This window comes from Cupriavidus nantongensis, from assembly GCF_041726985.1.
In the GTDB taxonomy this organism is placed as follows: Bacteria; Pseudomonadota; Gammaproteobacteria; order Burkholderiales; family Burkholderiaceae; genus Cupriavidus; species Cupriavidus nantongensis_A.
On record NZ_CP168302.1, the window covers coordinates 2,005,119 to 2,022,961 of the forward strand.

The 17,843-nt window shown below is 70.0% G+C and carries 17 protein-coding genes; 16 read left to right on the top strand and 1 reads right to left on the bottom strand.

All coding sequences use genetic code 11. The features are described 5' to 3' along the window. Genes ACEI37_RS08800 through ACEI37_RS08810 form a run of 3 tightly spaced genes read left to right on the top strand, consistent with a single transcriptional unit; the run spans nucleotide 1 to nucleotide 3,146 of the window. Nucleotides 1-1,053 (top strand): 2Fe-2S iron-sulfur cluster-binding protein, encoded by a 1,053-nt coding sequence (locus ACEI37_RS08800; protein WP_373376354.1) that lies wholly within the window; start codon nucleotides 1-3, stop codon nucleotides 1,051-1,053. Nucleotide 1,054: 1 nt separating this feature from the next. After that, nucleotides 1,055-2,686 carry a FadD3 family acyl-CoA ligase gene (locus ACEI37_RS08805; protein ID WP_373376355.1) on the top strand — a complete coding sequence of 544 codons (1,632 nt, stop codon included), beginning with the start codon at nucleotides 1,055-1,057 and terminating at the stop codon, nucleotides 2,684-2,686. A 13-nt stretch (nucleotides 2,687-2,699) separates the two neighbouring features. Then, nucleotides 2,700-3,146, top strand: a complete 447-nt coding sequence (locus ACEI37_RS08810) for a nuclear transport factor 2 family protein (RefSeq protein ID WP_373376356.1) — start codon at nucleotides 2,700-2,702, stop codon at nucleotides 3,144-3,146. Nucleotides 3,147-3,394: 248 nt separating this feature from the next. On the opposite strand, the gene ACEI37_RS08815 is transcribed toward ACEI37_RS08810, so the two are convergent. Then, nucleotides 3,395-4,261 (bottom strand): SDR family NAD(P)-dependent oxidoreductase, encoded by an 867-nt coding sequence (locus ACEI37_RS08815; RefSeq protein WP_373376357.1) that lies wholly within the window; start codon nucleotides 4,259-4,261, stop codon nucleotides 3,395-3,397. Between the two features lie 240 nt (nucleotides 4,262-4,501). On the opposite strand from ACEI37_RS08815, the gene ACEI37_RS08820 reads away from it, so the two are divergent. The 13 genes from ACEI37_RS08820 (at nucleotide 4,502) to ACEI37_RS08880 (ending at nucleotide 17,699) form a co-directional block, all read left to right on the top strand. Continuing rightward, nucleotides 4,502-5,398: a VOC family protein gene (locus ACEI37_RS08820; protein WP_373376358.1), complete on the top strand. Its 897-nt coding sequence runs from the start codon at nucleotides 4,502-4,504 to the stop codon at nucleotides 5,396-5,398. A 15-nt stretch (nucleotides 5,399-5,413) separates the two neighbouring features. Beyond that, nucleotides 5,414-6,304, top strand: coding sequence for a CoA transferase subunit A (locus ACEI37_RS08825; RefSeq protein WP_373376359.1), 891 nt, complete (start codon nucleotides 5,414-5,416; stop codon nucleotides 6,302-6,304). Between the two features lie 16 nt (nucleotides 6,305-6,320). After that, a complete protein-coding gene (locus ACEI37_RS08830) occupies nucleotides 6,321-7,121 on the top strand; it encodes a CoA-transferase subunit beta (RefSeq protein WP_373376360.1) in 801 nt (266 codons plus the stop codon). A 7-nt stretch (nucleotides 7,122-7,128) separates the two neighbouring features. Further along, entirely contained in the window at nucleotides 7,129-8,019 is an 891-nt protein-coding gene (locus ACEI37_RS08835; protein ID WP_373376361.1) for an enoyl-CoA hydratase, read from the top strand. Next, entirely contained in the window at nucleotides 8,016-9,095 is a 1,080-nt protein-coding gene (locus tag ACEI37_RS08840; RefSeq protein ID WP_373376362.1) for an NAD(P)H-dependent flavin oxidoreductase, read from the top strand. Before ACEI37_RS08835 ends, ACEI37_RS08840 begins: the two co-directional genes overlap by 4 nt. Nucleotides 9,096-9,307: 212 nt before the next feature. After that, entirely contained in the window at nucleotides 9,308-10,093 is a 786-nt protein-coding gene (locus ACEI37_RS08845; RefSeq protein ID WP_373376363.1) for an enoyl-CoA hydratase family protein, read from the top strand. After that, nucleotides 10,083-11,249, top strand: coding sequence for an acyl-CoA dehydrogenase family protein (locus ACEI37_RS08850; protein ID WP_373376364.1), 1,167 nt, complete (start codon nucleotides 10,083-10,085; stop codon nucleotides 11,247-11,249). The genes ACEI37_RS08845 and ACEI37_RS08850 overlap by 11 nt, the downstream gene beginning before the upstream one ends. A 19-nt stretch (nucleotides 11,250-11,268) precedes the next feature. Further along, on the top strand, nucleotides 11,269-12,342 hold the full coding sequence (locus ACEI37_RS08855) for an acyl-CoA dehydrogenase family protein (RefSeq protein ID WP_373376365.1): 1,074 nt from the start codon (nucleotides 11,269-11,271) through the stop codon (nucleotides 12,340-12,342). A 29-nt stretch (nucleotides 12,343-12,371) separates the two neighbouring features. Further along, a complete protein-coding gene (locus tag ACEI37_RS08860; protein WP_373376366.1) occupies nucleotides 12,372-13,523 on the top strand; it encodes an acetyl-CoA C-acetyltransferase in 1,152 nt (383 codons plus the stop codon). A 129-nt stretch (nucleotides 13,524-13,652) separates the two neighbouring features. After that, complete coding sequence (locus ACEI37_RS08865) at nucleotides 13,653-14,528, top strand: SDR family oxidoreductase (RefSeq protein ID WP_373376367.1); 876 nt, start codon at nucleotides 13,653-13,655, stop codon at nucleotides 14,526-14,528. 11 nt (nucleotides 14,529-14,539) lie between these two features. After that, entirely contained in the window at nucleotides 14,540-15,700 is a 1,161-nt protein-coding gene (locus ACEI37_RS08870) for an acyl-CoA dehydrogenase family protein (RefSeq protein ID WP_373376368.1), read from the top strand. Next, on the top strand, nucleotides 15,697-16,899 hold the full coding sequence (locus tag ACEI37_RS08875) for an acyl-CoA dehydrogenase family protein (protein WP_373376369.1): 1,203 nt from the start codon (nucleotides 15,697-15,699) through the stop codon (nucleotides 16,897-16,899). Before ACEI37_RS08870 ends, ACEI37_RS08875 begins: the two co-directional genes overlap by 4 nt. Next, nucleotides 16,896-17,699: an SDR family oxidoreductase gene (locus tag ACEI37_RS08880; RefSeq protein WP_373376370.1), complete on the top strand. Its 804-nt coding sequence runs from the start codon at nucleotides 16,896-16,898 to the stop codon at nucleotides 17,697-17,699. The genes ACEI37_RS08875 and ACEI37_RS08880 overlap by 4 nt, the downstream gene beginning before the upstream one ends. Nucleotides 17,700-17,843: the final 144 nt, after the last annotated feature.

Genomic DNA, 17,843 nt, shown 5'->3' on the forward strand with positions numbered 1-17,843 from the left:
ATGGCGCCAGTGCAATTCCATCGGCTGCAGATTGCCGAAGTGGTCGCGGAGACGGACCAGGCGCATTCGCTGGTTTTCGCGCTGCCGGACGGGCTGCGCGAGACCTTCGCCTACCGCCCGGGCCAGTTCCTGACCTTGCGCGTGCCCGTCGACGGCGTGCCGCTGCAGCGCTGCTATTCGCTGTCCAGCTCGCCGGGCGTGGACGGCGCGCTGCGCGTGACCGTCAAGCGCGTGCAGAGCGGGCGCGTATCCAACTGGATCTGCGACCATCTCGGCGCCGGCGACACGGTCGAGGCAATGCCGCCCGCCGGCGTGTTCACGCCGCCCGCGCTGCAGGGCGATTTCCTGCTGCTGGCTGGCGGCAGCGGCATCACGCCGGTGCTGTCGATCGCCAAGGCGGCGCTGCGGCACGGACGCGGCGCGGTCACGCTGTTGTATGCCAACCGCGACGAGCGCTCCATCATCTTCCGCGAGGCGCTGGCTGAGCTGGCGCGCAGCCATCCCGGCCGCCTGCGCGTGATCCACTGGCTGGATAGTGTGCAGGGCCCGCCCACGCAGCGCCAGCTCGAGGAACTGGTGCGGCCGTGGAGCATGGCGCAGTGCTTTGTCTGCGGGCCTGGCCCGTTCATGGACGGCGCCCAGGCCGCACTGCAGGCGCTGGGCGTGCCGCGTGGCCAGCTGCACGTGGAGCGCTTTGTATCGTTGCCCGATGCGCCGGCGGCAACCGCGCCGGCCAGCGTGGCAGCCGAGGCCAGCCAGGCCGTATCCGCGATGCGCGGCGCCGCGCTCACCGTGCAGCTGGACGGCGCCACCCATCAGGTCAGCGTGGCACCCGACGAGACCGTGCTCGACGCGCTGCAGCGCGCCGGCGTGGCGGCGCCCAATTCCTGCCGCGCCGGCTTGTGCGGCGCCTGCATGTGCCAGGTGACGCAGGGCGACGTGACGCTCGGCGAAAACCATGTGCTCGACCGCGCCGACCTGGAGGCGGGCTGGACCCTGGCCTGCCAGGCGCGCCCGGCCAGCAGCGAGATCCACCTGAAGTTCCCGGATTGACATGACTCCATCTGACACCCTCGACGCCATAGTGGCACCGGCCGGCATCGAAGCCGCGGCAAACGACAGCATCGCCGAGACCATTCCCGAACTGCTGCGGCGCGCGGCCAGCCGCCACGGCGAGCGCATCGCCATCCAGGAAGACGGGCTGCGCCTGAGTTACGCCGCGCTCGACGACAGCCGGATCCAGGCGGCGCGCGCGCTGATCGCGCTCGGCGTGCAGCCTGGCGACCGTGTGGCGCTGTGGGCGCCGAATTTCTCCGAGTGGATTATCGCGGCGCTGGCCACGCACAGCGTGGGTGCGGCGCTGGTGCCGCTCAATACGCGCATGAAAGGAGCCGAAGCCGGCGCGGTGCTGGCCGACAGCGGCGCACGCCTGCTGTTCTGCGTCGACGGCTTCCTCGGCGAAAGCTATCCGCAGATGCTGGCGCCGCACCGTCCCGCTACGCTGGAGAAGTTGGTGATCCTGCGCCCGGGGCAAGGGCGGGCCGCGGGCGCGGACGAACTGACATGGGAAGATTTCCTCGCGCTGGCGACGCGCACCGACATGGCCGCATTTGCCGCGCGCGAAGCCGGCGTGCGCGGCGACACGCCGATGGACATCATGTTCACCTCCGGCACCACCGGCCGGCCCAAGGGCGTGATGACCGCGCATGCGCAGAACCTGCGCGCCATCGACGGCTGGGCCGCCATCACCGGGGTGCGGGCAGGGGACCGCTACCTGATCGTCAATCCGTTCTTTCATACCTTCGGCTACAAGGCCGGCTGGCTGGCGGCGCTGTCGCGCGGCGCCACGGTGCTGCCCCACCTGGTGTTCGACGCCGAGGCCGTGATGACGCGGGTGGAAAACGAAGGCATTACGGTTCTGCCCGGCCCGCCCACGCTGTACCAGACGCTGCTCAACGCGCCGCGCCTGCGCGAATTCGACCTGTCCTCGCTGCGCGTAGCGGTGACCGGCGCCTCGGCGATAGCCCCGGCGCTGATCCAGCGCATGCGCGACGAACTGGGCTTCGACACCATCATCACCGGCTATGGCCTGACCGAATCGTGCGGCTTCGCCACGCTGACGCGCGCCGGCGACGACGCCGAGACCGTCGCCGGCACCTCCGGCCGCGCGATGCCGGGCATCGAGATCCGCTGCATCGACGCGCAGGGCGAGCCGGTCGCCACCGGCGAGCCGGGCGAAGTGCTGGTGCGCGGCTACAACGTGATGCAAGGCTATTTCGGCCTGCCCGAAGCCACTGCCGAAGCCATCGACAGCGACGGCTGGCTGCATACCGGCGACGTCGGCACGCTCGATGCGCGCGGCTACCTGCGCATCACAGACCGCATCAAGGACATGTTTATCGTCGGCGGCTTCAACTGCTATCCGGCCGAGGTGGAGAAGCTGCTGGTCGCGCATCCGGCGGTGGCGCAGGTGGCGGTGGTGGGCATGCCGCATGAGCGCCTTGGGGAGGTGGGCCGCGCCTACGTGGTGCTGCGCCACGGCGCGCGCGTCGATGCGGACACGCTGATCGCGTGGGCGCGGCGGCACATGGCCAATTACAAGGTGCCGCGTGAAGTGTTGTTCGTGAGTTCGCTGCCGGTGAGTGCGGCGGGGAAGGTGCTGAAGTACCAGTTGCGGGCGTCGTGATAGGGGATACGCGATGACGGACATGAAGTCGCTTGCCGAAAGGCTGGACCGGCTGGAGGCTGCAGAGGCGATCCGTGCGCTCAAGCTGCGCTATTTGCGCGCCTGCGACGACAAGGACCCCGAGGCCATGCGGGCGTGCTTTGTCGCAGAGGGAGCGCATATCCACTATGACCGGATCGGGACCTTTGCTGGCCGCGATGCGCTGGTGCAGTGCTTTGCGGAACTGGCCTGCCGGCCTACGCTGCGGGAGATGCATTTTGCGGGTCAGGGGGATATTCGCGTGCGGAAGGACGGCACGGCGGAGGGGAGCTGGGACCTGGCTTACCTGGCGCTGGATGATGCCAGCGGGACGCGGACTTTCCTGACTGGGCGCTATGTGGATGTGTATGTGCGGGAGCAGGGGGCTTGGGTGATTCGATCGACGGTGTTCACGACGGGGTTGTTGTCGGTGGGGGAGTAGGCTGACGGCGCTTGAGTTGGCCAACTGCAGGGGAGAGGGTGGGCGCGTGCAATAGCGACGGTCTTTACTTCGTTGATGCTCCGGCCCTCTCCCCAACCCTCTCCCGCAAGCGGGAGAGGGAGTACACAAGCTGAAGTTGGAAAGCCCGAGGTCGTTGATGATGCTGCGGGCTTGCTCCCCTCTCCCGCTTGCGGGAGAGGGGCCGGGGGAGAGGGCAGGCGCGTCCAATACGCCAGTGCCTCCGACCCCTATTCCACAATCGCCGGATGCACCGCCGGCGGCCCGCCCAGCGCGTCCCGGTACGACGGCGGCTGCACGCCCTCCGCATCGACGATGCCATAGGCCAGCGCCGCCTCCGCGCCGATCAGCACCTGCCCGGATTTGTCCATCAACGCCGGATCCCGGTACAGCGCGTCGATGATGCGGCCAGTGAATTCCGGCGTCTCCGCCACCGGCGCAAACGCCGCGTATTTGTCCGGATGTTCTTCCCATACCCGCAGCGTGCGCGCGGTGCGCAGCGGGCCCATCCACAGCGACACCGCCGCCACGCCGTAGGGCCGCAGGTCCACCGCCATGTCGTGCGCGAACTTGTCGATGCCGGCCTTCTGGGCGCCGTACGCCGGCCCATGCATATAGCAGTTGGCGCCGAATGACGAGGTGAACACGATCAGCCCACGCCCCTGCGCCGCCATCACCGGCGCGGCGTGCCAGCTGGCGACGTAGCCTGAACGCAGCCCTACGTCGAGGATGCCGGCCATCTCCAGCGGCTTCTGCCAGAACGGCCCCGGCTGGATCAGCTGGTCGTGCAGGAAGGTGGCGTTGTTGACCAGTATGTCGAGTCGTCCGGCTTCTTCGCGCACGCGTCGAAACAGGGCCGAGACCTGCGTGTCGTCGCCGTGGTCGCAGGCCACCGCGATGCCGCGCCCGCCGAGCGCATCGATCTCGCGCGCGGTGGCGTGGATGGTGCCCGGCAGCGGCGCGCTGCCTTCCTGTTCGGTGCGGCCGGTGACATACACCGTGGCGCCCGCCGCACCCAGCGCCAGCGCAATGCCCCGGCCCGCACCGCGCGATGCGCCGGTGACCACGGCGACGCAGGCTTGTCCTGATTCCGTCATCTCTGCTCCTCTGTGTAGGGGTCTGTCCCGCGCAGAGGGTGCGGCCAGCACACCGTTGGCACATCACTCGTTCGGACTACCCCGGGCCGCGCCCGCGCGTCGGGCGGCAAGCCCGGCGTGGCGAGACCGGCTAGTCCGCCAGGACGATGCACCGGGCGCCCGCACACGAAAGAATCGGTCCCATCGACTGGCTGCAGCCGCGCCGCAGCCAGCACCCACATCGAACCTGAGGAGACCGGCATGTTGGATATTCGTGCGCTTGGCTACATCGTGGTCGAGTCCACCGACATCGGGCAGTGGCGACACTATGCCGAGCAGGTGCTCGGCATGGCCTGTTCCGGCGCGCCCGGCGGTGCGCTGTACGTGAAGATGGATGATCGCGACTATCGCTACCTGGTGGTGCCGGGTACGCGCGACCGCTACCTGGCATCGGGCTGGGAGCTGGCCGACGAGCCCGCCTACCGCCATGCGCTCGAGACGCTGCGCCAGGCCAAGGTCGAAGTCGTGCAGGCCAGCCCCGCCGAGCTGGCGCAGCGCCGCGTGCAGGCGATGGCGTGGTTTGCCGATCCGTCTGGCAACCGCCACGAGATCTCGTGGGGCATGCGTTCGGACTTCCTGCGCTTCGTCTCGCCGGTCGGCGTGCCGCGCTTCATCACCGACCCGATGGGGGCGGGCCACACCGTGCTGCCTGCACCGGCCTTCGACCGGACCTATGCCTTCCTGCGCGATGTGATGGGCTTTGGCCTGTCGGACATCTTCCGCGTGCGCTTCACCACCGACCCCAACGAGCCGGAGAAGCGCATCCACTTCCTGCATTGCGCCAACGGCCGCCACCACAGCCTGGCGATCTTCGAGATGCCGTCCGAAGCCGGCTGCATCCACGTGATGGCCGAGGTGCCAGACATGGCCGAGGTGGGCCGCGCGCTGGACCGGGTGCAGCAGCACGGCGTGAAGCTGTCGGCCACGCTGGGGCAGCACTGCAATGACCGCATGACTTCCTTCTACATGAAGACCCCCGGCGGCTTCGACCTCGAGTTCGGGCACGGCGGGCTGGTGGTGGACTGGAGCCACCACGCCGCCTACGAGGCCACGCGGGTCAGCCTGTGGGGCCATGACTTCAGCATCGGATACCGCTAAGCGCGGCACAGACCTATGACCAAGACGATCGACAAGACCATGAGCGCGGCCGACGTGGTCGGCCAGCTCGCCGATGGCATGACCATCGGCATCGGCGGCTGGGGCCCGCGCCGCAAGCCCATGGCGCTGGTGCGCGAGATCCTGCGCTCGCCGCTGAAAGACCTGACCGTGGTGGCCTACGGCGGCCCCGAAGTAGGCATGCTGTGCGCCGCCGGCAAGGTGCGCCGGCTGGTGTTCGGCTTTGTCTCGCTCGACGTGATCCCGCTCGAGCCCTACTTCCGCCAGGCGCGCGAGCGCGGCCTGCTGGCGGTGACCGAGCTGGACGAAGGCATGCTGCAGCTGGGCCTGCGCGCCGCCGCGGCGCGCCTGCCGTTCCTGCCGACGCGCGCCGCGCTGGGCACCGATGTGCTGGACCGCAACCCGCACCTGAAGACCGTCCGTTCGCCATACGAAGACGGTGAAGTCCTGCTGGCGATGCCGGCGATCCCGCTGGATGCGGCGCTGCTGCACGTGAACGAAAGCGATGTGCTGGGCAACACCCGCATCGACGGCCCCGATCCGTTCTTCGATGAGTGGTTCGCGCGCGCCGCGCAGCGCTGCTATGTCAGCTGCGAAACGCTGCACCCGCGCCTGGAAGACACCGAGCTGGCGCGCGCCCGCAACAACCCGTTCGAGCGCGCGCTGGTGACCGGCGTGGTGCACGCGCCGGCGGGCGCCCATCCCACTTCGTGCGCGCCGGCCTATGGCTGGGACCTGCCGGCGCTGAAGTCCTACTGCGCCAGCGCCGAAGCGGAAGACGGCTTCCGCGCCTACCGCGACGAGGTGGTGGGCGACAGCGAGGCGCATTACCTGGCGTGCATCGGCGGCCTTGGCCACGTGCACGACCTGCCGCTTCCCGTACTTTGATCCCGAAGGAGCGACCGTGAGCGCCACTTATGAATTTACCCGCGCCGAGCTGATGATCGCCGTCGCCGCCCGCGCCTGGCGCGACGACGGCGAGGTGCTGGCCACCGGCATCGGCACCGGCCCGCGCATCGCCGCCGGCCTGGCGCGGCTTGCGCACAACCCCGGCCTGCTGCTGACCGACGGCGAGGCCTACCTGGTCGAAACGCCGGTGCCGCTGGGCCCGCGCGAACCGGACTACCAGGTGCGCGCAAGCGGCTGGATGGGCTATGCGCGCGTGTTCGACTGCCTGTGGGGAGGGCGCCGCCACGCGCTGGTGATGCCGACGCAGATAGACCGCTTCGGCCAGGCCAATATCTCGTGCCTGGGCGGCACCCATGCGCAGCCCAAGACCCAGTTGCTGGGCGCGCGCGGCTTCCCCGGCAACAGCATCAATCACGCCAATTCGTACTTCGTGTCGGGACACAGCACGCGCTCGTTTGTCGCCGGCGAAGTCGACATGGTCTGCAGCGTCGGCTACAACCCTGCGCGCCAGATCGAAGGCATGCGCAGCTTCGTCGACCTGCGCGTGATCGTCACCGACCTGTGCGTGATGGATTTCGGCGGATCGGATCACGCCATCCGCGTGCGCTCGCTGCACCCCGGCATCAGCCTGGAACAGGTACAGGCCGCCACCGGCTTTGCGCTGGCCAATACCCCTGAGGAAGCGCTGCCGGAAACGGCGGCACCGACGCCGGAAGAGCTGCGGCTGATCGCGCAGCTCGACCCGCACAACCTGCGCGCCGCGATCGTGCGCGGCAATCCTTCCGGACGCGCCTGAGACTGCCATGACATCGCCTGCCATCGAACCCATCAGCCTCGGTCCGAACGCCGAGGTGCTCTACCAGGTCGCCGACGGCATCGCCACGGTGACCATGAACCGGCCGCAGTTCCACAACGCGCAGAACTCGAAGATGACGTATGCGCTGGACGAGGCCTACCGGCGGGCCGCCGCCGACGACGCGGTCAAGGTGATCGTGCTGCGCGGCGCCGGCAAGCATTTCTCGGCCGGGCACGACATCGGCACGCCGGGGCGCGATATCAACGAGACCTTCGAGCGCGCCTCGCTCTGGTACGACCACGTCAACAAGCCGGGCGGAGAATTCCTCTATGCGCGCGAGCAGGAGGTCTACCTGGGCATGTGCCGGCGCTGGCGCGAGCTGCCCAAGCCGACCATCGCCATGGTGCACGGCGCCTGCATCGCCGGCGGCCTGATGCTGGCGTGGGTGTGCGACCTGATCGTCGCCTCCGACGATGCCTTCTTTGCCGATCCGGTGGTGCGCATGGGGATTCCCGGCGTCGAATACTTCGCGCATGCGTATGAGTTGCACCCCCGCATCGCCAAGGAATTCCTGTTCCTGGGCGAGCGCATGGGCGCCGAGCGCGCCGAGCGCATGGGCATGGTCAACCGCGTGGTGCCGCGCGACGCGCTCGAGGACACCGTCTACGGCATGGCCGCCAAGGTGGCGCAGATGCCGCGCCTGGGCCTGACGCTGACCAAGCAGGCGGTCAACCACGTCGAAGACCTGCAGGGCAAGCGCAGCGCGATGGATGCGGTCTTTGCCTGGCACCACTTTGCCCATGCGCACAACGAGCTGGTCAGCGGCGACAAGCTGGGCGGCTACGACGCGCGCGCGATGGCGGCGTCGCAGCGTACTGGCAGCGAGGGGAAGGCATGAACGCCCCGGGCCTGCACACCGTGCTGTGCGACCTGCTCGGCTGCCGCTACCCGATCGTGCAGACGGCGATGGGGTGGGTCGCCGATGCGAAGCTGGTCGCCGCCAGCGGCAATGCCGGGGCCTTCGGCTTCCTGGCCGGCGCGACCATTCCGCCGGGCGAGGTCGAGCAGGAGATCCTGCGCGTCAAGGCGCTCAGCGACCGGCCGTTCGGCATCAACTTCCACATGTTCCAGCCCAACGCGCACGAGGTCATCGAGATGGCGATCCGCCACCGGCTGCGCGCGGTCAGCTACGGGCGCGGGCCGGACGCGAAGATGGTCGGCCGGCTCAAGGCGGCAGGCATCGTCTGCATGCCGACGGTGGGCGCGGCCAAGCACGCGGCCAAGGCGGTGGAAATGGGCGCCGACGTGGTTACGGTGCAGGGCGGCGAGGGCGGCGGCCATACCGGTGGCACGCCGACCACGCTGCTGCTGCCGCAGGTGCTGGACAGCGTCAGCGTGCCGGTGGTGGCGGCGGGCGGCTTCTTCGACGGGCGCGGGCTGGCCGCGGCACTGGCCTACGGTGCCGCCGGCGTGGCCATGGGCACGCGCTTCCTGATGTCGGCCGAGTCGCCGGTGCCGGCGCAGACGCTGGAGCGCTACGTCAAGGTGCGTGACGCTGGCCAGATCCGCGTCTCGCTGGCGATCGACGGGCTGCCGCAGCGGATGATCGACAACGACCTGCTGGTCGGGCTGGAAAAGGCCGGCCCGCTGCGCCGCACCTGGCTGGCGCTGGCCGCCGCGCGCAAATGGCAGGCGCGCACCGGCATGCGCAGCACGCAGCTGCTGGCGACCGCCTGGCGCGCGATGCGGGAGCAGGACTACAGCGCCGCGCAGACGCTGATGGCTGCCAATGCACCGGTGCTGATCCAGCGCGCGATGGTGGAGGGGTGCCCGGATGAGGGCGTGCTGCCGAGCGGACAGGCTGCTGCCGCGATCGGCGCGATCGAGTCGTGCGAGCAGATCGTGGGGGGGATGGTGGTGCAGGCGCGAGCGCGGATGGAGGCCTTGGCATCGCGGGAGGCCGAGCTTCGTTGATGCGCCGGCCCTCTCCCCCAGCCCCTCTCCCGCAAGCGGGAGAGGGGAGCAAACCGGCGGCATGGGCAAGGCCACATGCGTTCGAGATCTCGCTTGTGTACTCCCTCTCCCGCTTGCGGGAGAGGGCCGGGGAGAGGGCCGGCGTTTCCATCGCAGCGAGCCGTAAAAAAAGCCGACCCAACGCACAAACAACCATCACAGGCAAATCCACCATGAACACGAAGGACCAACCCTTCCGCATCGACACCGCCGACGGCATCGCCGAGCTGGTGATCGACCACCCGCCCGTCAACGCGCTCGACAACGCCGGCTGGCATGCGCTGTCCGCCGCCATCGACCGCCTCGGCGCCGATCCCGCGGTGCGCGTGATCGTGCTGCGCGGCGAAGGCCGCGGCTTCTGCGCCGGTGTCGATATCAAGGAGCTGTCGGCGCACCCGGAGCGCATCGTCGGCGTCAATGCCGGCAACTACGCCACCTTCCGCGCCGTGCACCGCAATCCCAAGCCGGTCATCGTCGCCGTGCACGGCTTTGTGCTGGGCGGCGGCATCGGCATCTGCGGCGCGGCCGACATCATCGTGGCGTCGGCGTGCGCGCGCTTTGGCGTGCCCGAGATCGATCGCGGCGCGATGGGCGGCGGTGCGCACCTGCAGCGCATGTTCGGCGTGCAGAAGGTCCGGGCGATGTATTTCACCGGCGAGATGATCGATGCCGCCGAGGCCTATCGCCTGGGCGCGGTCGAGCGCGTGGTGCCGCGCGCGGAGCTGCGCGACGCCGCCATGGCGCTGGCGCGCCAGATCGCGGCCAAGAGCCCGGCCATGCTGCAGCTGGCCAAGGAAGCGCTCAACGGCGTGGAAGACGGCAACCTGGAAGACAAGTACCGCTGGGAGCAGGGCTTCACGCTGCAGGCCTATATGAGCGCGGACTCCGGAGAGGCGCGCGCCGCGTTTGTCGAAGGCCGAGAAGCTTCCTTCGCAAAGGGGGCGCGCGATGCAGCTTGAATACACCGACGCCCAGCGCGCGTTCCGCGCCGAGGTGCGCGACTGGATGGCCGCGCACGTGCCGCGCAACCCGCTGGAGAGCTTTGACACCGAAGCCGGCTTTGCGCAGCACCGCGCCTGGGAAGCCACGCTCAACCAGGGCCGCTGGAGCATGGTCACGTGGCCGGCCGAGCTGGGCGGGCGCGGCTGCGACCTGATCGAGTGGCTGATCTTCGAGGAAGAGTACTGGCGCGCCGGCGCGCCGATGCGCGTGAACCAGAACGGCATCTTCCTGCTGGGCCCGACGCTGATGGAATTCGGCACCGAGGCGCAGAAGGGGCGCTTCCTGCCGCGCATGGCCGCCGGCGAGCATATCTGGGCGCAGGGCTGGTCCGAGCCCAACGCCGGCTCCGACATGGCCGCGATCCGCTGCAGTGCGATCCGCGACGGCGATGACTACGTGATCAACGGCCAGAAGATCTGGTCGACGCGCGCGGTGTGGGCCGACTGGCTGTTCGGCCTGTTCCGCACCGACCTGGCGTCGACGCGCCACCACGGGCTGACCTTCGTGCTGGTGCCGCTCGACACGCCCGGCATCACCGTGCGCCCGATCCGCCAGCTCAACGGCCAGACCGGCTTTGCCGAGATCTTCTTCGACGACGTGCGCGTGCCGGTGGAGAACCGGCTGGCCGCCGAGGGCGCCGGCTGGCAGGTGGCGATGGCCACCGCCGGCTTCGAGCGCGGGCTGATGCTGCGCTCGCCGGCCCGCTTCCAGGAAACCGCGCGCGCGCTGGTGCGGCTGTACCAGGCCAATCGCGAGGCCGCGAACCGCGACCCGTCGCTGCGCGAAGCGGTGCTGCGCGCGTGGATGGATGCGGAAGCCTACACGCTGTCGACCTACGCCACCGCGAGCCGGCTGGTAAAGGGCGGCCACATCGGCGCGGAGTCGAGCACCAACAAGGTGTTCTGGTCCGAGCTTGACATCCATATGCACGATACCGCGCTGGCCATCCTGGGGCAGGCCGCCGAAGTCGCGCCCGCCGGCCAGCCGCCGGGTTCGCTCGGCCACTGGCTGGACGGCTTCCTGTTCGCGCAGGCCGGGCCGATCTATGCCGGCACCAACGAGATCCAGCGCAACATCGTCGCCGAGCGCCTGCTCGGCATGCCGCGCGCATGACGGCACCCGGGGAATAGACATGGATTTCGCATTGACCGAAGAGCAGGAACAGTTTGCCGAGGCGATCCGGCGCTTCCTGATGACCGAGATGACGCCGGAACTGACGCGCGAGCTGTGGGCGACCGAGACCGGCCGCTCCGATGCGCTCTGGCGGCAGCTGGCCAACCAGGGCATGACCGCCGTGATGGTGCCGGCGGAGCAGGGCGGGCTGGGGCTGGGGGAGCTTGAATGGGCGCCGCTGGCGCAGGCGTGCGGCTATTTCGCGCTGCCCGAGCCGCTGCTCGACACCGCGCTGGTGGCGGCTGGCCTGCTGCGCGACGCACTCGACGCCGCGCCCGACGACGCAACGCGGGCGCGCTGCGCTGCGCTGCTGCAACGCGTCGCCGCCGGCGAGGCGCGCGTGGCGGTGGCCCATCCGCAGCAGCGGCTGGTGGCCGACGCACATGTCGCCGACGCCATCCTGTGTGCGCATGAAGGCGCTGTGCACCTGCTGCGGCCGGACCAGGCCACGCTGACCGCGCGCACCGGCCTCGACCCGTCGCGCCGGCTGTTCGAGCTGGCGTGGACGCCGAGCGCCGAAACCGAGCTGGTGCCGGCCGGAGCTGGTGCCGGCCTGTGGGACGCGGCGCTGAACCGCGGCGCGCTGGGCGTGGCCGCGCAGCAGCTCGGCCTGACGCAGCGCATGCTCGACCTGGCCATCGACTACAGCGCGCAGCGCAAGCAGTTCGGCAAGGCCATCGGCGCCTACCAGGCGGTCAAGCACCTGCTGGCGGACGTGGCGATCCAGCTGGAGTTTGCCAAACCAGTGCTGCTGCGCGCCGCCGCCGCGCTGGCGCATCGCCTGCCGCATGCCGGCCTGCATGTTTCGCATGCCCGCGTCGCCGCCGCGCGCTGCGCGTGGAGCGCGGCGCGGCAGGCGATCCAGGTGCATGGCGCGATGGGCTACACCTGGGAGCTGGACCTGCAGATCTTCACCAAGCGCGCCTGGGCCCTGGCGGGAAGCTGGGGCGACCGCGCCTTCCACAAGGCACGCGTGGGCGCGCACATCCTGGATGGCGAGCCCGCGATCGGCGCCGGCGCCACCTTTGCCTGAATGGCCCGATCCCAAGGAGACCCAAGACCATGAAACACGCCTATATCGTTGATGCCCTGCGCACCCCTACCGGGCGCCGCAAGGGTGGGCTGTCGCACGTGCACGGCGCCGACCTGGGCGGCTTCGTGCTGGCCGAGCTGGTACGCCGCAACGGCATCCCGACCGAGGACTATGACGACGTGGTGTTCGGCTGCGTCGACACCATCGGCCCGCTGGCCGGCAATATCGCGCGCAGCGCGTGGCTGGCAGCAGGCCTGCCGCTGACGGTGCCGGGCGTGACGGTGGACCGCCAGTGCGGCTCGTCGCAGCAGGCCGTCCACTTCGCCGCGCAGGCGGTGATGAGCGGCACGCAGGACGTGGTGATCGCCGGCGGCGTGCAGACCATGACGCAGATCCCGATCTCGTCGGCGATGCTGGCCGGGCAGGCGCTGGGCTTTGCCGACCCGTTCTCGGGCAGCAAGGGCTGGCAGGCGCGCTTTGGCGATGCGCCGGTGTCGCAGTTCCACGCAGCGCAGCGCATTGCCGAGCACTGGAAGCTGTCGCGCGAGGCCATGGAGGCCTATGCGCTGGAGAGCCACCGGCGGGCCGCGGCCGCAAGGGAGGACGGGCGCTTCGCGCGCGAGATCATCGCTTGCGAAGGCGTACAGCATGACGAGACCCCGCGCCCGGATACCACATTGGCCAAGATGGCCTCGCTGGAGCCACTGATGCCAGGCAGCTCGCTGACCGCTGCCGTGTCCAGCCAGACCGCCGATGCCGCCGCCGCGCTGCTGATCGTTTCGGAGGACGCGCTCAAACGCTACGGCCTCACGCCGCGCGCGCGCATCGCGCATCTGAGCGTGCTGGGTGACGACCCGCTGTGGATGCTGACCGCGCCGATTCCGGCGACGAAGCGCGCGCTGGAGCGCAGCGGCCTGCGCCTGGCCGATATCGACGTGGTCGAGATCAACGAAGCCTTCGCCTCGGTGGCGATGGCGTGGCTGGCCGAGACCGGCTATGCCCCAGAGCGCACCAACCCCAACGGCGGCGCGATCGCACTGGGCCACCCGCTGGGTGCCACCGGCGCACGCCTGATGACCACGCTGCTGCACGAACTGGAACGCACCGGCGGCCGCTACGGCCTGCAGACCATGTGCGAGGGCGGCGGGCTGGCCAACGTCACCATCATCGAACGGCTGTAAGTTCGTCGTTCCCGCGAAGGCGGGAACCCAGTGACTTTTAACGGCCATCGGATGGCCTGAAAGACGCTGGATTCCCGCCTACGCGGGAATGACGGTCGCCATTTTTGCGTGATCGCAAGGAGTAGTGGTATGGGAATCTGCAAGGGACGCACCGTCATCATCACCGGCGCCGGCGGCGGGCTGGGCCGTGCCTATGCGCAGGCCTTCGGCGCCGAGGGCGCCAACGTGGTCGTCAACGACATCCGCCGCGATGCGGCCGAGGCGGTCTGCGCGGAGATCCGCGCAACTGGTGGAAGCGCACTGGCCAGCGATGACGACATCACCACGCTTGCCACCGCCCAACGCATCGTCGATGCCGCGGTCGAGGCCTATGGCGAGGTCCACGTGCTGGTCAACAACGCCGGCATCTGCCGCGACCGCATGTTCGTCAGCCTGACCGAAGCGGACTGGGACGACGTCATGCGCGTGCACCTGCGCGGCCACTTCTGCCTGGCCAACCTGCTGGCGCGGCGCTGGCGCGATGCGGCCAAGGCAGGCCGTGCGGTCGATGCGCGCATCATCAACACCAGCTCCGGCGCGGGCCTGCAGGGCTCGGTCGGGCAGTCCAACTATGCCGCGGCCAAGGCCGGCATTGCCGCGCTGACGCTGGTGCAGGCCGCGGAGCTGGGCCGCTACGGCATCACCGCCAATGCGCTGGCGCCGGCTGCTCGCACCGGCATGACCGAAGACGTGTTCGCCGACATGATGAAGGCGCCGGAAGGCGGCTTCGACTACTACGACCCGGCCAACGTTGCGCCGCTGGTGGTGTGGCTGGGCAGCGCGGAGTCCGCGCAGGTCAATGGCCGCATGTTCGAGGCGGCCGGCGGCATGGTGTCGGTCGCCGACGGCTGGCGCACCGGGCCCAAGGCCGACAAGGGCGGGCGCTGGCAACCCGCCGAAGTGGGTGCGGCAGTAGCGGGGCTGCTAGCGCAGGCGCAGCCGCCCCAGGCGGTGTACGGCAGTTGAGCGCGACGGCCATGGATTTTTCCAGTTCCGTTGAATTCGGCGTCGAACACCAGATGGTCCGCGACAGCGCACGCGACTACCTCGCCGCGCACAGCGATTCGGCGGCGGTGCGGCGCGTGACCGAGGCCGGGCCGGCTCACGACGATGCGCTGTGGCGTGCGCTCGCGGGCGAGCTCGGCTGGTGCGGCATCGCGCTGCCTGAAGCCGTGGGCGGCGCCGGCCTGGGCGCGCCCGGGCTGGTGCTGCTGCAGGAGCAACTGGGCCAGCGGCTGGCGTGCGTGCCGTTCTGGTCGACGGCTTGCGTGGCGGCGCCGTGGCTGCAGGCCAGCGTCGGCCACAGTGGACCGTGGCTGGAGCGGCTGGCCACGGGCGAGTGCCGCGCCGCGGCGGTGCTGCCGGACGATGGCGGCTGGCATTACGACGGTGTCCCGATCACTGCGCAGGCCGGCGCGGATGGCTTCGTGCTGCGCGGCAGCGCCGCGCAGGTCGCCGACCTCGCCGGGGCCGACTGGCTGCTGGTGCCGGCGCGGCTCGACGGCGTCGAGCCGGCGCTGTTCCTGCTGGAGCCCGCCGCGCTGGCGGAGGATGCGCGCTTCGCCAGCGCGCCGCTGGACACGCTCGACCGCACGCGCCCGCTGGCGTCGCTGCGGCTCGACGGCGTGCCCGTTGCCGCAAGCGCCTGCCTGGCGCGCGGGGACGCCGCCGTCCAGGGTCTGGCCCAGGCGTGGTGGCACGGCAAGCTGATGCTGGCGGCCGAGCAGCTGGGCGCGGCCCAGCAATGCCTGGACCTGACCGTTGCCTATGCAGGGGAGCGCATCCAGTTCGGTCGCGCCATTGCTTCGTTCCAGGCGGTCAAGCACCGCTGCGCGCAGATGATGGTGCTTGTGGAAGCGGCGCGCTCGGCCGTGTATGGCGCGGCGCAGGCGTGGGAGACAGCGGCCGTCGCCGACGCGCGGCTCGAGATCTGCGCCGCCGCCGTCGCCGCCGACGACGCGCTGCGCTTCGGCGCGCAGGAAGCCATCCAGCTGCATGGCGGCGTCGGCTTCACCTGGGAATACGACCCCCAGCTCTATTTCAAGCGTGCGCAGGCCGCCAGCCAGTGGCTGGGGGGTGCCGGCGCCGCGCTTGCCTACATTGCCGCCAACGGCCCGCAGGCATGGAGGACAGCATGAAAACGAATGACGAGTCGGCATTCCGCGCCGAGGTGGCGCAGTGGCTGGCCGGGAACCTGGCCGGCGAATTCGAATGCCTGAAGCACCGTGGCGGCCCCGGCGACGAAGAGGCCTACCCCGAACTGCGCAAGGCGTGGGAGCGGCGTCTTGCCGAAGGCGGCTGGACCGGCCTGGGCTGGCCGCGCGCGCATGGCGGCCGCGAGCTGCCGGTGATGCAGCAGGTGATCTTCCACGAGGAATACGCGCGCGCCGGCGGCCCGGGCCGCATGGGGCATATCGGCGAGGGGCTGATCGGCCCGACGCTGATCGCCTTCGGTACCGAAGACCAGAAGGCGCGGCTGCTGCCCGGCATCCGCAACGGCACCACGTTCTGGTGCCAGGGCTATTCGGAGCCCGGCGCGGGCTCGGACCTGGCCAATGTGCGCACGCGCGCGGTGCGCGATGCCGCCAGCGGCGACTGGCTGGTCAGCGGGCAGAAGGTCTGGACCTCGCTCGCGCATGAATCCGACTGGATCTTCGTGCTGGCGCGCTGCGAGCCCGGCTCGCGCGGCAGCAAGGGCCTGATCTTCCTGATGCTGCCGCTGAACCAGCCCGGCATCGAAATCCGCCCGATCCGCCAGATGGGCGGCGGCGCCGAGTTCAACGAGGTGTTCTTCGACGGCGCGCGCGCCGCGGCCATCGACGTGCTGGGCGAGCCCGGCGACGGCTGGCGCATCGCCATGGCGCTGCTGGGCTTCGAGCGCGGCATTTCCACGCTGGGCCAGCAGATGCAGTTCACGCATGAGCTGGAATGGGTGGCGCAGGCCGCGCGCGACAACGGCAGCAGCCGCGACGCGCTGGTGCGCCAGCGCATCGCGCGCGCCTGGGCCGGCCTGCGCGTGATGCGCGCCAATGCGCTGCGCATGCTGGCCGGTGCGGCACAGGCCAGCGAGGACGGCGGCACCGCCTTGCAGCGCGAGGCGCTGATCTACAAGTACTACTGGTCCAACTGGCACCGCGACCTGGGGCAGCTGGCGCTGGACGTGCTGGGCCCGCTCGCCAACGTGCTGGACCCCGCAGACACGCGCCGCACCCGGCTGCAGCAGATGGCGCTGTTCTCGCGCGCCGACACCATCTACGCCGGCACCAACGAAATCCAGCTCAACATCATCGCCGAACGCGGGCTGGGCATGCCGCGCGAGGCGCGAGGACAGTCATGACCCTTCATGCAGAAACCCCCAGCGCCCCGGCCTATGTGCCGGGCCACCAACTGCTCGCCGGCAGGAGCGTGCTGATCACCGCCGCCGCGGGCGCCGGCATCGGCTTTGCTGCCGCGCGCCGCTGCGCGGAGGAGGGCTGCCGCGCGCTGATGATCTCCGACATCCATCCCAAGCGGCTCGACGAGGCGGTCGAACGCCTGCGCGCGGAAACCGGGCTGCAGGCCATCCACGGGCAGCTGTGCGATGTGTCCGACGAAGCGCAGGTGCGCGCACTGGTGGCCGCGGCGGAAGAAGCACTTGGCGGCACCGACGTGCTGATCAACAACGCCGGCCTGGGCGGCTCGCGCCGCCTAGTTGATATGGACGATGCCGAGTGGTCGCGCGTCATCGATATTTCCCTCACCGGCACCTTCCGCATGACGCGCGCGATGCTGCCGCACATGCAGGCCCGCCGCCGCGGCGCCATCGTCAACAACGCCTCGGTGCTGGGCTGGCGGGCGCAGAAGGAGCAGGCTCACTACGCCGCGGCCAAGGCCGGCGTGATGGCACTGACGCGCTGCAGCGCGATGGAGGCCGCGGAGTTTGGCGTGCGCATCAATGCCGTGGCGCCAAGCATCGCGCTGCATGACTTCCTGAAGAAGTCGGCGCCGGCGGACCTGCTGCGGCAGCTGAGCGAGCGCGAGGCCTTCGGGAGGGCGGCGGAAGTGTGGGAGGTGGCCAATGTGATGGTGTTTCTGGCCAGCGATTACGCGTCGTATATGACGGGGGAAGTGTTGCCCGTGAGTAGTCAGCGGGCATAGGCAGCCGGTATGTGAAAGCACTGGCGCTTGCCGCCACCCCTCGCAAAAGCTCCCCTCTCCCGCGCGCGGGAGAGGGGTGGGGGAGAGGGCCGGAGCTTCCACGAAGTAAAGCGCGCCGGTATGCCAGCGCCTGCCCTCTCCCCC